Source organism: Exiguobacterium sp. K1 (assembly GCF_033721435.1).
Taxonomy (GTDB): domain Bacteria; phylum Bacillota; class Bacilli; order Exiguobacteriales; family Exiguobacteriaceae; genus Exiguobacterium_A; species Exiguobacterium_A artemiae.
The window spans coordinates 194,355-213,210 of record NZ_JAOTIT010000004.1; the positions used below are offsets into that span (position 1 = coordinate 194,355).

General features: G+C 47.2%; 18 protein-coding genes and 1 other annotated feature. Of the genes, 9 read left to right on the top strand and 9 right to left on the bottom strand.

Annotated features, from left to right (window positions below; genetic code table 11):
- Positions 1–174 precede the first annotated feature (174 nt).
- Complete coding sequence (locus tag N7U64_RS10705) at positions 175–819, bottom strand: TVP38/TMEM64 family protein (RefSeq protein ID WP_131503486.1); 645 nt, start codon at positions 817–819, stop codon at positions 175–177.
- Positions 820–1,058: 239 nt separating this feature from the next.
- Between N7U64_RS10705 and N7U64_RS10710 the strand changes: the two genes are divergently transcribed.
- The gene (locus N7U64_RS10710) at positions 1,059–1,976 is read left to right on the top strand and encodes a rhodanese-related sulfurtransferase (protein ID WP_012371725.1); all 918 of its coding nucleotides are present in this window, start codon (positions 1,059–1,061) and stop codon (positions 1,974–1,976) included.
- A 60-nt stretch (positions 1,977–2,036) separates the two neighbouring features.
- Here N7U64_RS10710 and N7U64_RS10715 read toward each other — a convergent pair whose 3' ends face one another.
- Together N7U64_RS10715 and N7U64_RS10720 are read right to left on the bottom strand one after the other, a co-directional pair.
- Complete coding sequence (locus tag N7U64_RS10715; protein WP_012371724.1) at positions 2,037–2,816, bottom strand: alpha/beta hydrolase; 780 nt, start codon at positions 2,814–2,816, stop codon at positions 2,037–2,039.
- Between the two features lie 15 nt (positions 2,817–2,831).
- Positions 2,832–4,508, bottom strand: a complete 1,677-nt coding sequence (locus N7U64_RS10720; protein ID WP_318929769.1) for a GGDEF domain-containing protein — start codon at positions 4,506–4,508, stop codon at positions 2,832–2,834.
- 125 nt (positions 4,509–4,633) lie between these two features.
- Positions 4,634–4,855: a binding site (T-box leader), on the top strand.
- A gap of 56 nt (positions 4,856–4,911) precedes the next feature.
- Between N7U64_RS10720 and argS the strand changes: the two genes are divergently transcribed.
- Both argS and N7U64_RS10730 read left to right on the top strand, forming a co-directional pair.
- Positions 4,912–6,594, top strand: coding sequence for an arginine--tRNA ligase (argS, locus tag N7U64_RS10725; protein ID WP_318929770.1), 1,683 nt, complete (start codon positions 4,912–4,914; stop codon positions 6,592–6,594).
- 30 nt (positions 6,595–6,624) lie between these two features.
- Positions 6,625–7,230 (top strand): hypothetical protein, encoded by a 606-nt coding sequence (locus N7U64_RS10730; RefSeq protein ID WP_214766471.1) that lies wholly within the window; start codon positions 6,625–6,627, stop codon positions 7,228–7,230.
- 71 nt (positions 7,231–7,301) lie between these two features.
- Here the strand turns inward: N7U64_RS10730 and N7U64_RS10735 are convergent, their stop codons facing one another.
- The 3 genes from N7U64_RS10735 to N7U64_RS10745 all read right to left on the bottom strand — a co-directional run bounded on the left by N7U64_RS10735 (position 7,302) and on the right by N7U64_RS10745 (position 9,344).
- Complete coding sequence (locus tag N7U64_RS10735; protein WP_012371720.1) at positions 7,302–7,895, bottom strand: metallophosphoesterase family protein; 594 nt, start codon at positions 7,893–7,895, stop codon at positions 7,302–7,304.
- 63 nt (positions 7,896–7,958) lie between these two features.
- Positions 7,959–8,372, bottom strand: a complete 414-nt coding sequence (locus tag N7U64_RS10740; protein ID WP_290828155.1) for a carboxymuconolactone decarboxylase family protein — start codon at positions 8,370–8,372, stop codon at positions 7,959–7,961.
- A 96-nt stretch (positions 8,373–8,468) separates the two neighbouring features.
- Positions 8,469–9,344 (bottom strand): LysR family transcriptional regulator, encoded by an 876-nt coding sequence (locus N7U64_RS10745; protein WP_318929771.1) that lies wholly within the window; start codon positions 9,342–9,344, stop codon positions 8,469–8,471.
- Positions 9,345–9,458: 114 nt separating this feature from the next.
- Between N7U64_RS10745 and N7U64_RS10750 the strand changes: the two genes are divergently transcribed.
- Positions 9,459–10,241, top strand: coding sequence for a 3-hydroxybutyrate dehydrogenase (locus N7U64_RS10750; RefSeq protein ID WP_290828159.1), 783 nt, complete (start codon positions 9,459–9,461; stop codon positions 10,239–10,241).
- A 46-nt stretch (positions 10,242–10,287) separates the two neighbouring features.
- Here the strand turns inward: N7U64_RS10750 and N7U64_RS10755 are convergent, their stop codons facing one another.
- Positions 10,288–10,782, bottom strand: coding sequence for a YajQ family cyclic di-GMP-binding protein (locus N7U64_RS10755; protein ID WP_012371716.1), 495 nt, complete (start codon positions 10,780–10,782; stop codon positions 10,288–10,290).
- Positions 10,783–10,942: 160 nt separating this feature from the next.
- Here N7U64_RS10755 and pulA point away from each other — a divergent pair, with 160 nt between their 5' ends.
- Both pulA and N7U64_RS10765 read left to right on the top strand, forming a co-directional pair.
- Positions 10,943–12,955, top strand: coding sequence for a type I pullulanase (gene pulA / locus N7U64_RS10760; RefSeq protein WP_318929772.1), 2,013 nt, complete (start codon positions 10,943–10,945; stop codon positions 12,953–12,955).
- A 207-nt stretch (positions 12,956–13,162) separates the two neighbouring features.
- Entirely contained in the window at positions 13,163–13,645 is a 483-nt protein-coding gene (locus tag N7U64_RS10765) for a hypothetical protein (RefSeq protein ID WP_012371714.1), read from the top strand.
- 62 nt (positions 13,646–13,707) lie between these two features.
- Here N7U64_RS10765 and N7U64_RS10770 read toward each other — a convergent pair whose 3' ends face one another.
- Entirely contained in the window at positions 13,708–13,884 is a 177-nt protein-coding gene (locus N7U64_RS10770; RefSeq protein WP_318929773.1) for a YycC family protein, read from the bottom strand.
- A 115-nt stretch (positions 13,885–13,999) separates the two neighbouring features.
- On the opposite strand from N7U64_RS10770, the gene N7U64_RS10775 reads away from it, so the two are divergent.
- The 3 genes from N7U64_RS10775 to N7U64_RS10785 all read left to right on the top strand — a co-directional run bounded on the left by N7U64_RS10775 (position 14,000) and on the right by N7U64_RS10785 (position 18,189).
- Positions 14,000–14,794 carry a hypothetical protein gene (locus N7U64_RS10775; protein WP_318929774.1) on the top strand — a complete coding sequence of 265 codons (795 nt, stop codon included), beginning with the start codon at positions 14,000–14,002 and terminating at the stop codon, positions 14,792–14,794.
- Positions 14,795–14,856: 62 nt separating this feature from the next.
- Positions 14,857–16,962 carry an MMPL family transporter gene (locus N7U64_RS10780; RefSeq protein WP_318929775.1) on the top strand — a complete coding sequence of 702 codons (2,106 nt, stop codon included), beginning with the start codon at positions 14,857–14,859 and terminating at the stop codon, positions 16,960–16,962.
- Between the two features lie 111 nt (positions 16,963–17,073).
- A complete protein-coding gene (locus N7U64_RS10785; protein WP_318929776.1) occupies positions 17,074–18,189 on the top strand; it encodes an NADH-dependent flavin oxidoreductase in 1,116 nt (371 codons plus the stop codon).
- Between the two features lie 50 nt (positions 18,190–18,239).
- Here N7U64_RS10785 and N7U64_RS10790 read toward each other — a convergent pair whose 3' ends face one another.
- On the bottom strand, positions 18,240–18,812 hold the full coding sequence (locus tag N7U64_RS10790; protein WP_318929777.1) for a 3'-5' exonuclease: 573 nt from the start codon (positions 18,810–18,812) through the stop codon (positions 18,240–18,242).
- Positions 18,813–18,856 lie beyond the last annotated feature (44 nt).

Sequence of the window (18,856 nt, forward strand, 5' to 3'; positions counted from 1 at the left end):
TTGTAAGCGTTTTCAATGGTGAACAAAATGTGAACGTTATTTTAATAACATATTGATTTCAAAAAATGATTCAAAAGTCCTGCTCTGGAAAATGGATTCAAACCTTAGAAAAGCGTGATGAAACAGCATAATTAAAAGACACACCCTTCATCAGGATGTATCTTTAGAGGTAAATCATTTGTTATTGTGCTCGATTTCTTGTTCAAGCTCACGTAATGACTTCGAACGTCGTGCCAAGGCACGGCGCTTGATGATTTCTTCGACGCCGCGGCTGACTCCCCAGATGGCGAGTAAAATCAGGAACAGAAAAACAAGCCGGATCGGCCGTTCCAAAAATGTCGACCATTCTTTACCGATTAAGGAGAAGATGATGACGACGATCAGTCGTCCTGCTCCGGCAGCAATCAAATACGTCCGAAGCGACAGTTGAATCATGGCGGAGATGGCTGTAATGATGAACGCCGGCATGAACGGAAGGGAAAAGAAAAAACCGAGCGAAATCGGACTCATATGGCGAACCCGTTCAATCCACTGTTGAGCGGCTTTATGTTGTTCAAGCCACCTCGTGACAGGGCGACGGAATAAATAACGGATACAGGCAAAGACAACAAGTGAGCCGAGCATGCTTCCGACCCAAGAGACGAGCACACCCATCCAAAATCCATAAGTGGCGGCATTGGCGGAAATGATCAGAACAAGTGGGAGGAACGGAAAAAGTGATTCCAAAAAGGGTGCGATCAATCCGGTCGCAGCACCACCCGGAAGATCCTGGAGAAACGTAATCATCTGTTCAATCCACTGACGGACGGTTTGGAGCATTCGGAATCCTCCTTACAATATAAACTGCTAATTTCTATTTTAACTCTTTCCCCGCCAGAAAGGGAGAAAGTTTGTCCGGAGCTTCTTCTGAAACTAGTAATTGTGCATTTCAAATGAAGTTGGTATTATACTTAAATGGGTGCGTTTTGCAGGCGTTCCCAGCTAGCTTATAGCTATGACGCTTCGTTCGCCAACGTTCGTTTTACTGCAAAAAACTGACATGGGGGCCAATGAGGATTATGAAACCTTATCGCGTACTATTATTTTATAAGTATGTTCCGATCGACAATGCGGAACAATTAACAAAAGAGCACCTTGCTTATTGCAAAGAGCTCGGCATCAAAGGAAGAATCTTGATTGCTCCGGAAGGAATCAACGGTACTTTATCCGGAACAGTCGAACAAACCGATCAATACATGCAAGACCTGCTTGCCGACCCACGGTTTAATGATATCGAATTTAAAATCGATGAGGTCGACGAACATGCCTTCAAAAAAATCTTCGTTCGTTATAAAAGCGAACTGGTCACATGGCGTTTTGAAGACGAGTTCAACGTCCCGGAAGAACATGCCGCGTATCTTGAACCGGCCGAATGGAAAAACATGATGCAAAATGAAGATGTCGTCATTCTCGATGTTCGGAACAACTACGAATACGATCTCGGTCATTTTAAAAATGCCGTCAAGGTCGATGTCGATGCGTCACGTGAGTTTCCGCAATGGCTCGATGAAAATGAACACTTGTTTGAAGGAAAAAAAGTCCTGACGTACTGCACGGGTGGTGTTCGTTGTGAGAAATTCACAGCGTATTTCCGTAAACGTCAAAACAGTGATGACATCTTCCACCTTAAAGGCGGCGTCGTCATGTACGGGAAAGATGAAGCGACACGCGGAGAAGACTGGGAAGGGGAATTGTATGTGTTCGACGAACGCATCCAAGTACCGGTCAACGAAGTGAATCCAACCGTCGTCTCAACATGCTATTACTGTGGGAAAGACGAAACACGTTACGTGAATTGTGCAAATCCGGAATGTAATCGTCAACACTTCTGCTGTGAAGAGTGTGAACCGAAAGTCATGCGATCTTGTTCAGACGAATGCCGGGAACACCCGCGCAACCGTTATGTGAAAGAGCAGATGGAAGAATTGGTAAAGTGACGGCGTATAAATAAAACAGGCTGACAAAATCCGGATTCTGGATTTTGTCAGCCTGTTTTTTTAGGATGAAAATAAGAAGCGGAGAATATCCGGCATCCGTTTTGCCCATTCGGTTTCATGATGGACGGCACCCGGAATGATTTCATAAGCCGCTTGTTGAACTTTTTTCTGCACCGCTTTCGCCAAAACCTCGTTCGTATGCAGATAGTCATTTTCTGTCATCGGTCCGCTGACTTCCTTCGTACCGACGTCCATGTAACAACGATGGTCCTCTGATAAACCCGGACTGCGCTCGATGAATTCCAGTAAAGAAGAAAAATTCGCCCAACCGGCCGTCGATAAAGCAGCCACACGTGTGAAGACTTCCGGATAAGCAAATAGGCCGTACAGTGAAATGACACCTCCCATGGAACTGCCGATCATGGTCGTATCCGTCGGAATCGTCGCATACTGCGCATCGATATACGGTTTTAATTCATGAACAATCCAGTGCATGTATTGTTTTCCGTTACCGCCGATCGTCTTGCGATGAGACGGATATGCAGTGCGCATCAAAAGGGCTTCATCTGTCCAGGGGGCATATTCATCGTAACGGTCCATCCCGTCATCCGGACTGTCGATGGCGACGATCATCGCGTGTAACTGAACGGTGTGTAAAGCATGATGGACTTCCCAGCCTTTTCCGAAAGAGGCGGTTTCACCGCTGAATACATTTTGTCCATCGTGCATATAGATGACCGGGAGTGCTTCATCGGCCGGGAGTTCAGTCGGACGATAAATTCGGATCGTTCGGGGCATTTCAAGTGTAGGAACCAATCGTTCAATTTCAGTAATCGACAAGATAGTCACGACCTTTCAAAGATTAGCGTAATGAGCAGTACAATTGCGACCGTTGTGTTTGCCTCCGACATAAAGGGCATGATCCGCTTGACGAAGCGATTCTTCAAACGATCGTTCCGACTGATATTCGACGGTATCGACGCCGAGGCTGATGGTGATGGATAAACGATGTCCGTCGACGACGAACGGTCGATCGAGTACAGCATGCCGGACCTCTTCTGCGACATCGATGGCCTGATTCTGTGGAGACTGATGAAGTAACAGGACAAATTCCTCCCCGCCGTACCGTGCTGCGAAGACATTGTGCTTTTTCTGCTGGATGGACCGGATTCTGCGACCGAGTTCACGCAGGACGAGGTCACCGACCTTATGCCCGTACGTATCGTTGACATACTTAAAGTGGTCGATATCAAATAAAACAATCGACAACGGATAACGGTCGGAAGCAAACTGTTGGGCCCCTTCCTCATAAAAAGCACGGCTGTTGGCGAGTTCCGTCAAGGCATCCGTCCGGCTTTCGGCGTACAGTTGATACGTTTCCCGTGAACGGTGCACCACCCGGCAAAAAATGCGTAACAAACGCGAAAGCTCGTCTGCACTTGTCGCATCATAGGCATCGGCAATTTGATGGAACAGAACGATCGATACATCGACATCTTCGTTCGTAATCGACGGAATGGCAATCATCGAATGACGGTCAACGGGTAAATCGATTTGAATATCCGAGCCCCAATCGCATCGGAGACCGTGGATGATTGGGGTGTGTAACTGTTCGGCCGACAGGGAATGGAATAGAGGCAACACGTCAATGATTGTCTTCGTTCGTATGTTGTAGATCGTTTGCTTACGCTGTTGCTGAATCGATATCCATCCTTCTGAGAAATCAATCAGGTGTGGCAAGTCGCATAATAAGGAATCAATCGTTTCTTGTTCAAACCGGGAAATCAGCAGGTGTTCTTTTGCGTCATCAAACCGTTTGGCTTTCTCATTCGCTTCAATCGTCTCCACGCGTTGTTGGAGCAAACGTTTGAATAAAAATAAAATCAGTGTCGAGACAGATGCGGCGATGAGCGGATTCTCATCGTAAAACCAGATTCCGAGCAGGGCACATAAGATGCTGATACCGTAGACCAGCGTCTGCAGGCGGACAAGGCGGACCCAATCATATTTTAAGTAGAGGATCCGATTGACGAACCGGCACTGGAGATAGGAAACGAGCATCACGGTCGTTAAATATCCGAGAAGCGGAAGGAGCGCTTTCGAGTAAGTAAAACCGGTCCCAATCGGTCCACCGAGTGCTAAATAGACAAGGGATGGACAGGCGAGATAAACCAAATCAAACAGAACGTTGATTGGATACAAGTATAAAAAGCGTTGACGGCGAATTTCTTTTTTGTGAGAAAAATATTGAAAAATGATGATACCAATCTGACTGAGAAGGATAGACGGCGCTAATCCGTAGTTAAGGAAGATGAATAAGATGATTCCTTCCTGAAACGTATAATAAATGCCTCCCCGCCGGATGTTGTCGAACTGAAACAGGATGATGAGTGCGAGAAGGTAGGCGGCATTGCCAAGTGAGAGTGGGAAGTCAATGAGTGTCGGATGTGTAAGTAAAGTGAAGGTAAGCAGGCTGGCGACGAGACACAAGACGAGCCAACTGTTTCGTGCCACTTTTTGATAGTAGACCATGGTGCGTCCCCCTCCTTTAACAGTCCTTCCCTACTTATACCCGTTTTGTGGAAATTATGATAAGAGATTTACAAAAAAATAAGGTTGAGAGAATGGGGTGAATTGCGTATAATGTGAAAGATATCAGACAATCGATGACGAAGAAAGTAACGATAGGATGTAATCGACCAGCGAATCAGGGAATGGTGGAAGCCTGAACAGATTAGACCATCGTGAAACGCACTTCCGAGATGCTATCCGAATCCATGTGATCAGGCCTAGCCGGGGGAACCCCGTTATCCCCGTCAAAGTGGGTGTCGTACCGTCGACACCAAGAAGAGTGGTACCGCGGTCTTTCCGTCTCTTTGCGTGTTGCGCAAAGGGCGTTTTTTATTGGAAAAAATAATTGTTTGGAGGAAATAAAATGAGTTACAAGCAACAGTATGCCCAAGTATTACACGATGTGATCGGTGACGCCCTGTCACAAGAAGAGATTGAACAACTGATCGAACAGCCGAAGCACGAGGATCACGGAGACCTGGCTTTCCCATGTTTCCAACTCGCAAAAGCCTTCCGCAAAGCTCCAATGATGATTGCGACGGAACTGGCTGAAAAAATCGATAACCCGCTGTTTTCAAACGTCCAGGCAGCCGGACCGTATGTAAACGTCTTTCTGAACCGGGAAGTGGTTTCGCGTGAAATCATTAAACGTGTCTTAGAAGAACAACAGGCATACGGATCAAGCGAACCGAACGGAAAAACGATCGTCACGGATTTCTCATCTCCGAACATCGCAAAACCATTCTCGATGGGACATTTGCGTTCGACGGTCATCGGAAATGCATTGAACCAGATTTCACGGAAAAAAGGATATGAGGTCGTCGGCATCAACCATTTAGGAGACTGGGGAACTCAGTTCGGTAAATTGATGGTTGCCTACAATATGTGGGGGAAAGAAGAAGATGTCCGCTCTGAGCCGATCAAAGAATTGCTGAAACTGTACGTTCGTTTCCACGAAGAAGCGGAAGAAAACCCAGGCTTAGAAGACGAAGGTCGGGCTTGGTTCAAAAAACTCGAGCAGGGGGACGAACAGGCGACAGCACTTTGGACATGGTTCCGTGAAGTCTCACTCGTCGAGTTCAGCCGTGTATATGAAATGCTTGGTGTCAGCTTTGACAGCTTAAACGGAGAAGCCTTCTATAATGATAAAATGCAACACGTCATCGACTTATTGGAAGAAAAAGATTTGCTCGTCGAGTCGGAAGGCGCAATGGTCGTCGACCTTGAAGCAGAAGGCATGCCTCCTGCCTTGATCAAGAAAAAAGACGGTGCGACACTGTATGCGACACGTGATTTGGCGGCTGCCGTGTATCGTCTTGAGACTTACGGCTTCGAACAGGCGTTTTATGTGGTCGGCGGCGAACAAGCCCTTCACTTCAAACAACTGTTTGCTGTCCTGAAGAAACTCGGATTTGAAAATGTTGACGGCATGCACCATGTTCCGTTTGGTTTAATCATGAAAGACGGGAAAAAGATGTCGACACGTAAAGGACGGATTGTTCTGCTTGAAGAAGTGCTTCAAGATGCAATTAACGTTGCCAAACAAAACATCGCTGAAAAAAATCCGAACCTTGCCAATGCAGAACAGACAGCACGCGAAGTCGGTGTCGGCGCCGTCATTTTCCATGATTTAAAAAATGAACGCATGAACAACATTGAGTTTGATCTCGAGCAGATGTTGAAATTTGAAGGAGAAACCGGTCCATACGTCCAATATACGAATGCACGGGCAAATTCACTGCTTCGTAAAGGTGCTTATGACGGATCAGCGTTCAACGGAAGTGCGGATGATTATTCATGGGGTGTCGTATCGATGCTGAACCAGTTCTCGGCTGTCATTGACCGGGCGTTTACACGCCGCGAACCGTCGATCATCAGCCGTTATGTCCTTGATTTGGCTCAAAGCTTCAATAAATACTACGGACAGGTTCGTGTCCTCGAAGACGATGCGGAAAAACAATCTCGCCTCGCACTCGTAAAATCGGTTACGATTGTATTGACGGAAGGATTACGCCTGCTTGGCGTCGGCGCTCCGGAAGAAATGTAAAATAAATCAGATTAAAGATGGGGTTATCATATGAACAAAGAGACAATGGAACGGTTACAGCACGCATCTACACAAATGAACCAGGAAGACTTAGCTGCATCGATCGCTTTTATTGCTGACTTTCACGGAAAAGTCGCTGCATGGCTTCCGGGCGAATCAGTTGATTTCGTATTCGATTTCGTGACAGCACCAGGAGCTGATCAAATTGCTCCAATCAGCGGTGACGCACTCGATACGAAAACCAACTTTGAGTTCTTCATGACGAAAAAGCAGACACGCAAAAAACTCGGTGAGTTGCTGGCGTTATGGAAAGCACCCCGTACAAAAGAGACGTTGAACCAGATTGATGCGATCGGTTTGAAGAAATGGTTGGCCCGCAATGAATTTCGTTCGGAAGACAAGCCGTGGGACTATTTGAACCGTCTCCATGTCCTGTTATTCCTTGATCAGATGACGACGGTCATCGATGATCATCAGTTGACGACGTTATACGAACAATTGGTCCGGAAAACACCGGTTCCGACAAGCTTCGTCCGTCGTCAAGGTGAAGTCCGTCACGTCGTCAACCAGTTTGCCGATAAGACAGAGTTCACACAAGTGGATTTAGTTCGTGCTTCTCTTGTCCGTTATCTGTAACAGCGGATAACTCAAAATCCCCCGTTCCTTCACGAATTGTGAAGGAACGGGGGATTTTTCATGTCAGGCAGTCATTTGGCTCGATAAAACGTGATGGTTTCGGTCGTCGTATCGTACAGCAACCATTCCCGTTCGACCAGAACCGGTCCGACGTTGATGGCGTAACGGCCGCGTTTGATCGAAATCGGAATATCATGATGAACGGTTAATCGTTTGCCCTCTTTAAACAATCCGCGTACATGACTGTGACCGAAAAATAAGAGCCGGTCCGGATAAGAAGAGGTGTCGGGCGTCAAATCATAACTCCATTTCAATTGATCACCATGAATGAACAAAGCAGAATCCGTTTGTTTTGTCCGATCCGATGAGCGCAGCTGATCGAGATAATGGGATACGCCTGTCGGAATCAATGAAAACAACCGTTCTTCCTGATTTCCGAGCAACGTTTCAAAAAACAGCAGCTTCAAAAAATCCGGATCAAGCGTCACGACTTGTTCGATTTCTTCAAACGTATACCGCTTGGCCCGTTTTTTTCCGATATGACATTCGTGGACGTCTCCGAGCGAAAAAACAATTGCTTGCGGAGCCGTCCGTTGAATAGCTGTCAACACAGCACGTGTATCGGATAATGAACTGTGCAGATCGGTGATGAGTGCATACTGCATGTGGCATCGCTCCCTTGTAATAAGAGTATACCCCGCGTTTCATGCGGCTCATCCTGTTTTTAATTAAGCCGGGTCGACGGTCACGCCGCGTTCAGCGAAAACAACTTTTGCGACTTCGAGTGCGTTAAGGACACGCGGGAAGCCGGTATAAGGAACAAGGTGCATGATGGCTTCGACGATTTCGTTTCCTGTTAATCCGGCCGTTAATCCGGTATTAATATGAAGCGCGAGTTGTGGTTCAGTTCCTTGGGTGACAAGTGTTGCGATCGTGACGATCGCGCGGTCGCGATTGACGAGCCCATTGCGGCTGTATACTTCCCCGTAAGCAAAATCGGTGATCCATTCACCAACTGCCGGAGCGATATCTTTTAACGATTCGGCGATTTTTTCGTGTGTTGATTGCGCAGAATTCGTATCGGTAAATTCGTTTAATTTTTTAAGTCCTACTTCGTGTCGGTTGTTTAAGTGTGTAGCCATGATGAATAACTTCCTTTCTGTTATGAACGATACGGTTTATCTTAAAGGAAGAATACTCATGCTACAAATACATGGTTTTTATATGTGTCATTCATTTTAAGAATGATTTTCTTGAATGAAGCGAATCCATTCACGTGTCACATAAGACTGATAGCGTCCGGTCGGGACAGCGACACCGATCTGCCACGGTACACGGACATCGAGCGGAATGGTTTTCACACCTTTGATCGTCATTTGCTGTGCCAAAGACCGCGGAAGAACAGTCACGGCATTTCCTTCCGCGACGAGCAGACACAAGAAGTCCCACTGCGAGCTGACATGGGCGACGGCCGGCTGAAATCCTGCTGTGTCACAGGCCTGTAAAACGACGTCGTGAAGAGAGAACGTTTCATTAAAAAGAACGAACGGCATGTCGGCAACATCCGCCAGTGCAATCGATGACTGCTCAGCGAGGGGATGGTGTTCCGGTAAGAACAAATGTAGTTCTTCTTCAATAAAGGGATACACCGTCAAATGTTCATCGGCTGGAAAGACTGTCGCAATCAAATCAACTTCGCCGGCAACGACGGCCTTTTCAAGTGCATGTCCGCCGGCTTCCGTAATGTTAATCGTCACCATCGGATACCGTTCACGGAACAGACGGAGCAGACGCGGGAAAAACAAGGAACCGATCAAAGGTGGGACACCGATTCGGAGTGTTCCTTTCGTCAAGTGCATGACGTCGTAAAGATGAGACGGCAGATCAGCGAGCTGATTGAGTATCTTTTCGCCTTCGATAAGTAACGTTTCGCCGGCATCCGTTAAGACGATTTGCCGTTTACTTCGATCGAACAGTTCAATATCGAGTTCTTCTTCCAAATGGCGGACCATCTTACTGAGGGTCGGCTGAGTGACGTGCAGGTGATCCGCCGCCTTTGTAAAGCTTTTGAAGCGGGCGACTTCCGTAAAATATTCCAACTGGCGAAAATCCATCTGATTCACTCCTATTCGTTTTTGTTATATCTATCATAACAAGTATTCATTTTTATTATTTATTGCCTAAGCGTACAGTAAAAGAAACAAACGAGTAAAGAGGAGTAGATGAAGATGAAACAACTTGAAGGAAAAGTCGCATTAATTACCGGAGCAGCAAGCGGAATCGGTCTCGAAATTGCAGAAGAGTTCGCACAGGAAGGCGCAAAAGTCGTCATCGTCGATTTACAGGAGAATGCAGCCAAGCAGGCGGCGGAAACACTTCAAAGTAAAGGATTCGAAGCCTTTGCTGTCGCAGGGGACGTCACAAGTGAAGCGGCGATTCAGTCAAGCATTGAACAAACGATGAGTCACTACGGACGGATCGATATCGTCATCAACAATGCCGGCATGCAACATGTTTCACCAATCGAAGAGTTCTCGACTGAAAAATTTGATTTACTTCAAAGCATCATGTTACGGGCACCGTTCCTCTATACGAAATACGTGTTCCCGATCATGAAAAAACAAGGATTCGGTCGTATCCTGAACATGTCATCCATTAACGGTTTGATCGGATTTGCCGGTAAAGCCGCTTACAACAGTGCGAAACACGGTGTCATCGGTTTGACGAAAGTTGCCGCACTAGAAGGGGCAACGTCCGGTATTACCGTCAATGCGATTTGTCCGGGTTATGTTGATACACCGCTTGTCCAAAAACAATTGTCTTCGCTTGCCGAAACACGGAATGTGCCGCTCGACCGGGTACTTGAAGAAGTCATCTACCCGCTCGTTCCGCAACATCGCTTACTGCAAGTCAAAGAGATTGCCGACTACGCGATCTTCCTCGCAAGTGACAAAGCAGCCGGTGTCACCGGTCAAGCGGTCGTTCTTGACGGCGGATATACCGCTCAATAAGCATAAAAAATCCCTTCCTCCAACCGGAGCAAGGGATTTTTTATGCTTAACGGAAATTAATGAACTGGACGTCGACCGATAACGGCAACTCACGGACGATTTGCATAACTTGCTGTAAGTCATCGCGCGATTTTCCCGTAACACGGATTTGATCGTCTTGAATCTGAGTTTTCACCTTGAGTTTTGATTCCTTGACGGCGTTATTGATTTTTTTAGCATCATCACGATCGATTCCGCTTTTGAGAATAACGCGTTGACGGACAGTATTTCCGGCTGCCTGCTCGACTTTTTCGTATTGCAGGTTTTTCGTCGGGACTTCCCGTTTGATGAGTTTAGCTGTCAGGACATCTTTGACTTGATCGAGTTTAAAGTCGTCATCTGAGATCAGAATCAAATCTTCTTTCTCGAGTTTCATGTCGCTTTTTGATCCTTTGAAATCAAAGCGGTTCGTAATTTCCTTTAGTGCAACCTGCATCGCGTTTTTAACTTCTTCGATGTTGATTTGTGACACGATATCAAATGAATTGTCTTTTGCTGCCATAAGAATCTCCCCTTTCGTTCCACAACCATTTTAGCATATTTGCTCGGAAATGCTTTGACTTCAGGTTGAATTTTCGGCAAAGAAAAAACAAGGAAGAGAGTCGAATCGTTCATCCGGATGAAATTTTGTTATAATGAAAACCATGAAATGAAAGGGGTGCATGGCTTTGAAACAAACAGCAGATATGTTGACGCTCACACCGGAAGAGTTGGATGAGCGCTATGCCTATAAAGGATCGGATTTAGGAGCGACGTTTGATGAGCATACGATACGTGTCCGTTTATGGGCACCGACGGCGGAACGTGTCGTAATTCGTTTGTACCGGACATTGCGGGCAAGGAAAGTTGAAGAACTTGAATTGACGGCAGATCAGCAGGGGACATTCGTCGTCGAACTGGATCGCGCTGTGTATGAAGGTTACTTTTATACGTTTCAAGCCAGCATCAACGGACAGAAAGTCGAAGCAGTCGATCCGTACGCGAAAGCAGTCGGGACGAACGGCAAACGGGGGGCATTAATCGATCCGTCGGCGATTCACCCGGAACGTTGGATTGAGGAACGTCCTTTGTTCCATTCGTCACAAGACGCTGTCATCTATGAATTGCATGTTCGGGACGCGACGAGCCATCCGGCGAGTGGGGTCATCGAGCGGGGCACATTCCGCGGATTAACGGAAGCGGGAACACGGACACCGGCAGGCGGATTGACGGGTCTTGATTATCTGACGGACCTAGGTGTGACGCATGTCCAACTTCTTCCCATTTATGATTTCGGTTCAGTCAATGAGGCGGCACCAAATGATCCGGATAACTACAACTGGGGATATGATCCCGTCAATTACTTTGCGCCGGAAGGTTCCTATTCGTCGAACCCGGATGATCCGGCAGCACGGATCCGGGAATTAAAAGCCTTGATTCAAGCCTTACACGATCGAGGCATTCGCGTTGTAATGGACGTCGTTTTTAATCATGTCTATGATGCGGAAACGGCACCACTTGGACAATTCGTTCCGGGTTACTTTTTCCGGCAGGCAGCGGACGGAACACTTTCAAACGGAAGTTTCTGCGGGAACGACACAGCATCAGAACGCTTTATGATGCGGAAATTCATTCTTGATTGTGTGACTTATTGGGCGAAAGAGTATCATCTGGACGGATTCCGGTTCGATTTGATGGGCTTACATGACGTCGAAACGATGAATCAGGTTCGTCATGCCCTTGACCGGATTGACCCGTCGATTTTAATTATCGGGGAAGGGTGGGATCTTGACACACCACTCGCAGCCGATCAAAAGGCCAACTACTTTAATGCGCCGCAGATGCCGGGAATCGCTCATTTCAACAACGGATTACGTGACGGTGTCAAAGGTGACGTTCAAACACCGGCTGACCGGGGATTCATCAGCGGGGCGTTCGAGCGGACGAATGAAGTCAAACGGGGAATCGCCGGAAACGTCTCTTCGCAAGGCTTTGCGGAGGAACCGAATCAGGTCGTTTCGTACGTTGAAGCCCATGATGATTTAACGATTTGGGACAAATTGTCCGTGTCAAAACCGGAAGATACGGATGAAATCCGTCGAAAGCGGCAAATGCTAGCGAATGCGATTATCTTAACCGGCCAAGGTATTCCGTTTTTACATGCAGGGCAGGAGTTTTTCCGGACGAAAAACGGGATTCGGGACAGTTTTAATTCCGGAGAAGTCGTGAATCAATTGGATTATGAGCGCGCGGAACAATTCCGTGCCGGCGTCGAATATGTCAAAGGATTGATTGCCCTGCGGCGCCAGTATCCGATGTTCCGTCTGGAAAATACAGCAATGATCCGGAAACATCTCCGCTTCCTCGAGGAAGAGGAAGGTATCATTGCGTATGAATTGAAGCGGACGTACGAAGGATATGTGGAGCGTCAGCGGGTGTATCACAATGCGACGGACCATGATGTGACAATCGAGTTACCGAGCGGCGAGTTCGAAATTCTTGTCGAAGAAGGGGTCGTAAAAATCCACGCCCCCCGTTTACACGAAGAAAAACAACTTGTCGTGAAAGCCTTATCGACGACGGTGATTGCCGAACGAAAAGCAGACTATAAGAAATATGCAGTGGCAGGCGGTGCCGCACTGACGATTCTTGGTTTGCTCTATGCAGCGAACAAACGACGTAAAAATAATAAATGATGTATAAGACGCTTGGAAGAATCGGGGTTCACTGATGTGGACGCCGATTCTTTTTTTGATTTAGCCGTAGTGCATGACGTGACAGTCGTGTTGCGGTGTCATCAGAATGACTTAATGAATTTCTAAGTTTACTGTTTTAATTCATGACTTCCGGGAACATACTATAAGTAGTATTTAGAGTGCTGGTTTTTTGAAAGGATGTATCGTATGTTTGGCTTCAATGATATCTGGAAATTTTTCTTCTCGTTTTTTTTACTCTTACCAATCGTCACGTTAATTCATGAGATGGGTCATTACTTTTTCGCACGTCTGTTTGGCGGTAACATGGAAATCAATATCGGATCGGGAAAATCCTTGTTACGCGTCGGTCCCATCCGCTTGAACCGCGTTTATTTCTGGGACGGGTGGTGTCAGTACGAGGCGCTTCGTCACGAAAATAAGTTTACGAACATCATGGTTTACGCCGGTGGAGCCATCTTCAATCTGGCGAGTATCCTGATCGTAAACGGTCTGATTTATGCGGGTGTTTTCGAGGCTTCAATCTTTACGTATCAATTCGCCTATTTCTCGTTCTATTTCATTTTCTTCTCGTTATTTCCGATCGATCATCCGAACGGTTATCCGAGTGATGGAAAAGCGATTGTTAATGTTTTCCGTTATGGAAAGTCCGAATATAATCCACAATCTTGATTCTATAAAGAACAATGCCCTTCTTTTATGCGGCCAGCGCACGAAAGAAGGGCATATTTGTATCATTTATCTTCTGAAGATGTATCATCTACAGAAGAAGAGTCGGATTGTTCCGCTTCTAATTCGACCAGTTTTTGTATTAAAATATGCCGCGGCATATGCATTAACTGTTCGAGCGGCACATTGAGACGTTTCGAAAGTTCAACAGCTGTATCAGCAGACAGTTGTAGGGGTTTCATTGTGTGTAGACCTCCTTTTTGTTTCCTTTAAGTATACAGGACATGCTCTTCGAGCGCATCGACAGTAGCTAGAAATGAAGAAGGTTGATACCGTAGGGAGTAGGAAGTGATGCGTATGTATAAACCAGCCGCTGAGCTGTTGTTCCATGAATCTGTTTCACTTTTTGACCGATTCGGTGATGATCTGGTTTTATACCGGGATCAAGGCGGATTTACAAAATGTGATTTGGATTTGAGAATACGGTGGGAGACAGCATGTGCGTATGTTCCGTTTACCTGGTTCTTTGAACCGGACGGATACCGTGTGTTCATCGTTTTTGAAGAAACTTCATTGTTTGGTTTACTCGATTTAAGAGACGGACGTCTCCAATATATGAATCGTCCCAGCCACTTTACGGACGCTTGGTTCAGTAATCTTTATGAATGGCGAGGCAAACAAATTTTTATGTATTCGGCTGAAACCGATGTCGTACGTTATGATTTTGAAAAACAGGAAGGAACTTTTTCGGATTATGACGAAGCTCCTTTATTAGGACGTTTGATTGAACGGGGGTATGACCCGCAGTATGCGTTTGAACGTCTGCTGGCACCGGGAACGATGATTTCCTATGATGTGAATCAAGCGCGTTATGTCATTTGGGATGCGTTTACGGAACAGGAACAATTGATTCCGTTTTCCGAGTACGATGATTATTTGCTGGTCGACAGCCGGGAACATCTGTTTTCTGTAACGGATGCCAATCGATTTTATCTGTACGAAAAAGAGCAACTGAAATTTAAATTTGATGGATGCCAGTCATCTATCCTGTTAAAGACGATCTTACTGGATGAATCGGCGCAACGACTGGCCATCGTCTCGACGTCGGCAAATTTCGGAAATACGTGGCTCCAAATTTTTCAGAAGACGTAAACACATCCTTTGTCGCAGCAGGCGAAGGATGTGTTTCTTGTATACAGGGAGGAAGATGACAGATGGAACGTTTTGGTCGATACGTAGTCCGTTTTCGAAAAGGCATCAGCGTGACTTGGGTGGTATTGTTGCTGATCCTCGGTTATTTTGCAGTGCAGCTGCCGGATCAGCTGAAAGGAAACGGCTTTACCCGGGACGGGGAATTTCAACAAGTCGAACGCACGTTAGAAAAGGAATTCAAGCAGGATCCCCACCAAATTATCGTGTTGTTTGAAGGGGAAAAAGAAAGCATCCGGCAGGAAATGGAACGCCACGTCAAAGCGTTTCGGACGATTCAAGGTGTCGGACAGGTCGTCGGTCCGCAGGAAAATCCGGAAGCATTCAAAGACGGGAAAGGATATGTCTCGATCGGGATACCGGACATTGATTCCTCTTGGGTCAAGACAGTACAACAAAAACTCGATCCGCAGGACGGCAGTACGATTCGACTGACAGGGGAGCCGTTGATCGTTGACGATTTGAATACAGCGTCCAAAAATGATTTGGTCCGTGCTGAATTGATTGGCGTCCCGGCAGCCTTACTGGTCCTGTTTCTCGTTTTCGGTACACCGCTCGCGGCTATCTTGCCGCTCATCATGGGACTCGTCACATTCATCTTCGGGGCCGGAACACTGTATTTCATCGCCGGACAACAGGAATTATCCATCTTTGTCTTAAATGCCGTAGCGATGATTTCACTTGCCCTCGGAATTGATTTTTCCCTGCTGTATGTCAATCGGTTCCGGGAAGAACGGACAGCCGGACGATCGATTACGGAAACGGCGGAAGTTTCGGTGGCGACGGCTGGACGATCCATTTTATTTTCCGGGATTTGTGTTTTTGTCGGATTGGCGGGATTACTTGTCATTGACGTCGACGTCTTTCAAGCAGTTGCGATCGGAACATTGGTCTCGGTGCTTGGTGCTGTCATCAGCGCCGTAACCTTACTTCCGGCTTTGCTGGCATTACTGGGCGGGAGTCTGGAAAAGGGCCGGATTTTCAAAGCGGATTCGGAGCAGGGAGAAGTCAGGTGGCGTAAGCTCGCCCGGTTCGTCATGAAACGTCCGGTCGCTATCACCATCTTTTCGCTTCTATTGCTGTTGCCGTGTTTAATTCCGTTGCGTGATTTGGAACTGAATATTCCGCAGGCAAGTGCTTTGCCGGAAGATTATGAATCGCGCCTTGCCTTTGAAGCGTGGGAAAAAACCTTCGGGGACGACGGGACCGATGCCGTCGTCTTGCTGAAAGCTGATTTTCAAACGGAACAGGGTGTCGAAAAACTGGAAGCATTGACGACACGACTTGAAGCAGATGCCGGGGTCAGCAGCGTTATCTCAGCGACGTCACTGGCGGAAGCGAACGGACAGACCGTGACTCAGATTGCCGCAAGTGAACAAGGGAAACAACAGTTGGCATCGTTGATTGCTTTTGATTCAGGAATTGCCCGGGTTAACGTCAAGTTGACGGGAGATCCGGGAGACAAGAGTTCACAAAAATGGGTCCGCGACGTGCGGGACCAGGGCTATCAGGTCGGAGGACCGGCGGCCTTCAATCAGGAAATTTATGATGAAATCTATTCGAAGATGCCGCTCGCGTTAGGCCTTGTCTTACTTGCGACATTCATCATCCTGTTGTTTGCATTCCAGTCCATCCTGATTCCGATCAAAGCGATTTTGATGAACCTGCTCAGCCTCGGTGCCACATTCGGGTTGCTTGTCATTTTGTTTGAGTCCGGTTGGGTTTTTCCGGCCGAAACCATCGGTATTTTAACACCGGTCTTCATCTTCTCGCTTGTGTTCGGATTGTCGATGGACTACGAAGTATTTCTCGTCTCACGAATGGAAGAATACTACGATGAGACCGGGGATAATGACCTCGCAACGGAAATGGGACTGGCGAAGACGAGTAAAATCATCACCTCAGCCGCCTTGATCATGATTGTCGTCACCGGGGCTTTCGCGTTTACGGGCGTTAGTCCAATTAAACAGCTTGGCGTCGGAATTGCTTTGGCGATTTTCATTGATGCGACGATTGTCCGGATGTTTCTTGTTCCGGCGTTGATGAAGCTGTTCGGACATTGGAACTGGTGGTGGCCGGGCGGACGGCGGAAACGGAAGTACCGGATTTGATACCCCATTCAGCAGACAGAACATCAGTGAAGCACATCATTAGTCATTTAAAGCAGAGCGGGCGTATACTGACGATATTCAAGTTAAGATTTCAGAGGAGGATATGCTTCAATGGCTAATGAAAAGATGTTTGATACGTTTACACTTCCAAACGGAGTGACACTTAAAAACCGGATTATGATGGCGCCGATGACAAACTACGCGGCGGAAGAAAACGGTGAAGTTTCAGAAGCGGAGCTTGCCTACTACGCAGCACGTTCAGGTGGAGTCGGTGCAGTCATCACAGCCTGTGCCAATGTCACGGCAGACGGTCAAGGGTTTCCGAATGAGTTTGGCGCTGAACGCGATGAATTGATTCCGAGCCTGAAACGTCTCGCGACAACGATCCAAGATCAAGGCGCAAAAGCGATTCTGCAAATTTTCCACGCAGGTCGTATGGCACCACCGGAACTCGTCGGCGGACAAACCGTCAGCGCAAGTGCAGTAGCACCAGAACGTGAAGGCGCAATGACACCACGTGCACTGGAAGAAGCAGAAGTCGAAGCGATCATCGAAGCGTTCGGTCAAGCGACACGCCGGGCAATGGAAGCCGGATTTGATGGAGTGGAGATTCATGGTGCGAACACGTACTTAATTCAACAATTCGTTTCTCCGCATTCGAACCGTCGTGAGGACAAATGGGGCGGCAGTCTTGAAAAACGTCTTGCTTTCCCACTAGCCGTCGTCGATGCGGTCGAAGCCGTTGCAAAACAAGATCCTTCGTTCATCGTCGGTTACCGTTTCTCACCGGAAGAAGTTGAAAATCCGGGAATTACACTCGACGATACGATGCAACTCGTTGATGCACTTGCGAAAAAAGATCTCGACTACCTGCACGTTTCTGTGATGGACTTCTTTGCCGGATCAATTCGTGATCAAAACGAAACACGTTCGCCAATCAGCTTAGTTCAAGAGCGTGTCGGTCAACAGGTTCCAGTTATCGGTGTCGGTTCACTCCATACACCGGAAGAAGTCGAGCGTTCGCTTGAAGTCGTGCCACTCGTCGCCCTGGGCCGTGAGTTAATCATGGAACCGAAATGGGTCGAAAAAGTCGAAACTGGTGAAACGGAATCGATCCGGACAGAACTCGATCCGTCGGCACAGGCGGAACTCGTCGTACCGGATGCACTATGGCAGGGAATCACGAGCCGTCCAGGCTGGTTCCCGATTAAACAAACAACGAAATAAGAAATACGAAAAGGAGCCACTCAGAATTTTGAGTGGCTCCTTTTTTAGCATCAGTAAGCGACTTCACCCATCCGAACGCCACAAAAACGGTGTAGTTCGACCGGATGTTCGATATTCGTCCGGTCAAACATATCCTGTAGTAATAAAGCACAGATGTAGGCATCTTCTTTCGCATCATGGTGCTTAAACGAAACATTTAAAAATTTCGCCATCGTATTTAACTTATGGTTCGGTAACCATGGATACAGCTTGCGTGACAGTTTAACCGTACAGCCATATTGAAACGTCGGCATTTGATATAAGTCATATTTTTGAACGGCTTTTTGGAGCGCTCCCATATCAAAAGCCGCATTATGGGCAATGACAAGTTCGGCCTTCTCGATTAACTTAAACAATCCGTGTGCTTCCATTGCTTCCGGTAAGGCCGGTGCATCCCAGACGTCACTCGGGCGAATGCCGTGGACACGGATGTTGCCGGCATCAAAATCTTCTTCCGGATTAATCAGAACCTGCTCGCTCGTCACGACGCGTCCTTCGGATAAAACAGACCAGCCGAAGGCACAGATGCTGCGGCTGTTTCGGTTCGCGGTTTCAAAATCAATCGCTAAGGTATAAGGTGGCATGTCATCTCTCCTTTTTAAACAGCATACCGTATTTTGATTTAGAA

What these genes read in the sequence shown, in the direction of transcription:
- N7U64_RS10705 (WP_131503486.1), bottom strand. Translation starts at nt 819, where the DNA reads ATGCTCCAAACCGTCCGTCAGTGGATTGAACAGATGATTACGTTTCTC.
- N7U64_RS10710 (WP_012371725.1), top strand. Translation starts at nt 1,059, where the DNA reads ATGAAACCTTATCGCGTACTATTATTTTATAAGTATGTTCCGATCGAC.
- N7U64_RS10720 (WP_318929769.1), bottom strand. Translation starts at nt 4,508, where the DNA reads ATGGTCTACTATCAAAAAGTGGCACGAAACAGTTGGCTCGTCTTGTGT.
- argS (WP_318929770.1), top strand. Translation starts at nt 4,912, where the DNA reads ATGAGTTACAAGCAACAGTATGCCCAAGTATTACACGATGTGATCGGT.
- N7U64_RS10730 (WP_214766471.1), top strand. Translation starts at nt 6,625, where the DNA reads ATGAACAAAGAGACAATGGAACGGTTACAGCACGCATCTACACAAATG.
- N7U64_RS10735 (WP_012371720.1), bottom strand. Translation starts at nt 7,895, where the DNA reads ATGCAGTATGCACTCATCACCGATCTGCACAGTTCATTATCCGATACA.
- N7U64_RS10740 (WP_290828155.1), bottom strand. Translation starts at nt 8,372, where the DNA reads ATGGCTACACACTTAAACAACCGACACGAAGTAGGACTTAAAAAATTA.
- N7U64_RS10745 (WP_318929771.1), bottom strand. Translation starts at nt 9,344, where the DNA reads ATGGATTTTCGCCAGTTGGAATATTTTACGGAAGTCGCCCGCTTCAAA.
- N7U64_RS10750 (WP_290828159.1), top strand. Translation starts at nt 9,459, where the DNA reads ATGAAACAACTTGAAGGAAAAGTCGCATTAATTACCGGAGCAGCAAGC.
- N7U64_RS10755 (WP_012371716.1), bottom strand. Translation starts at nt 10,782, where the DNA reads ATGGCAGCAAAAGACAATTCATTTGATATCGTGTCACAAATCAACATC.
- pulA (WP_318929772.1), top strand. Translation starts at nt 10,943, where the DNA reads ATGGCTTTGAAACAAACAGCAGATATGTTGACGCTCACACCGGAAGAG.
- N7U64_RS10765 (WP_012371714.1), top strand. Translation starts at nt 13,163, where the DNA reads ATGTTTGGCTTCAATGATATCTGGAAATTTTTCTTCTCGTTTTTTTTA.
- N7U64_RS10770 (WP_318929773.1), bottom strand. Translation starts at nt 13,884, where the DNA reads ATGAAACCCCTACAACTGTCTGCTGATACAGCTGTTGAACTTTCGAAA.
- N7U64_RS10775 (WP_318929774.1), top strand. Translation starts at nt 14,000, where the DNA reads ATGTATAAACCAGCCGCTGAGCTGTTGTTCCATGAATCTGTTTCACTT.
- N7U64_RS10780 (WP_318929775.1), top strand. Translation starts at nt 14,857, where the DNA reads ATGGAACGTTTTGGTCGATACGTAGTCCGTTTTCGAAAAGGCATCAGC.
- N7U64_RS10785 (WP_318929776.1), top strand. Translation starts at nt 17,074, where the DNA reads ATGGCTAATGAAAAGATGTTTGATACGTTTACACTTCCAAACGGAGTG.
- N7U64_RS10790 (WP_318929777.1), bottom strand. Translation starts at nt 18,812, where the DNA reads ATGCCACCTTATACCTTAGCGATTGATTTTGAAACCGCGAACCGAAAC.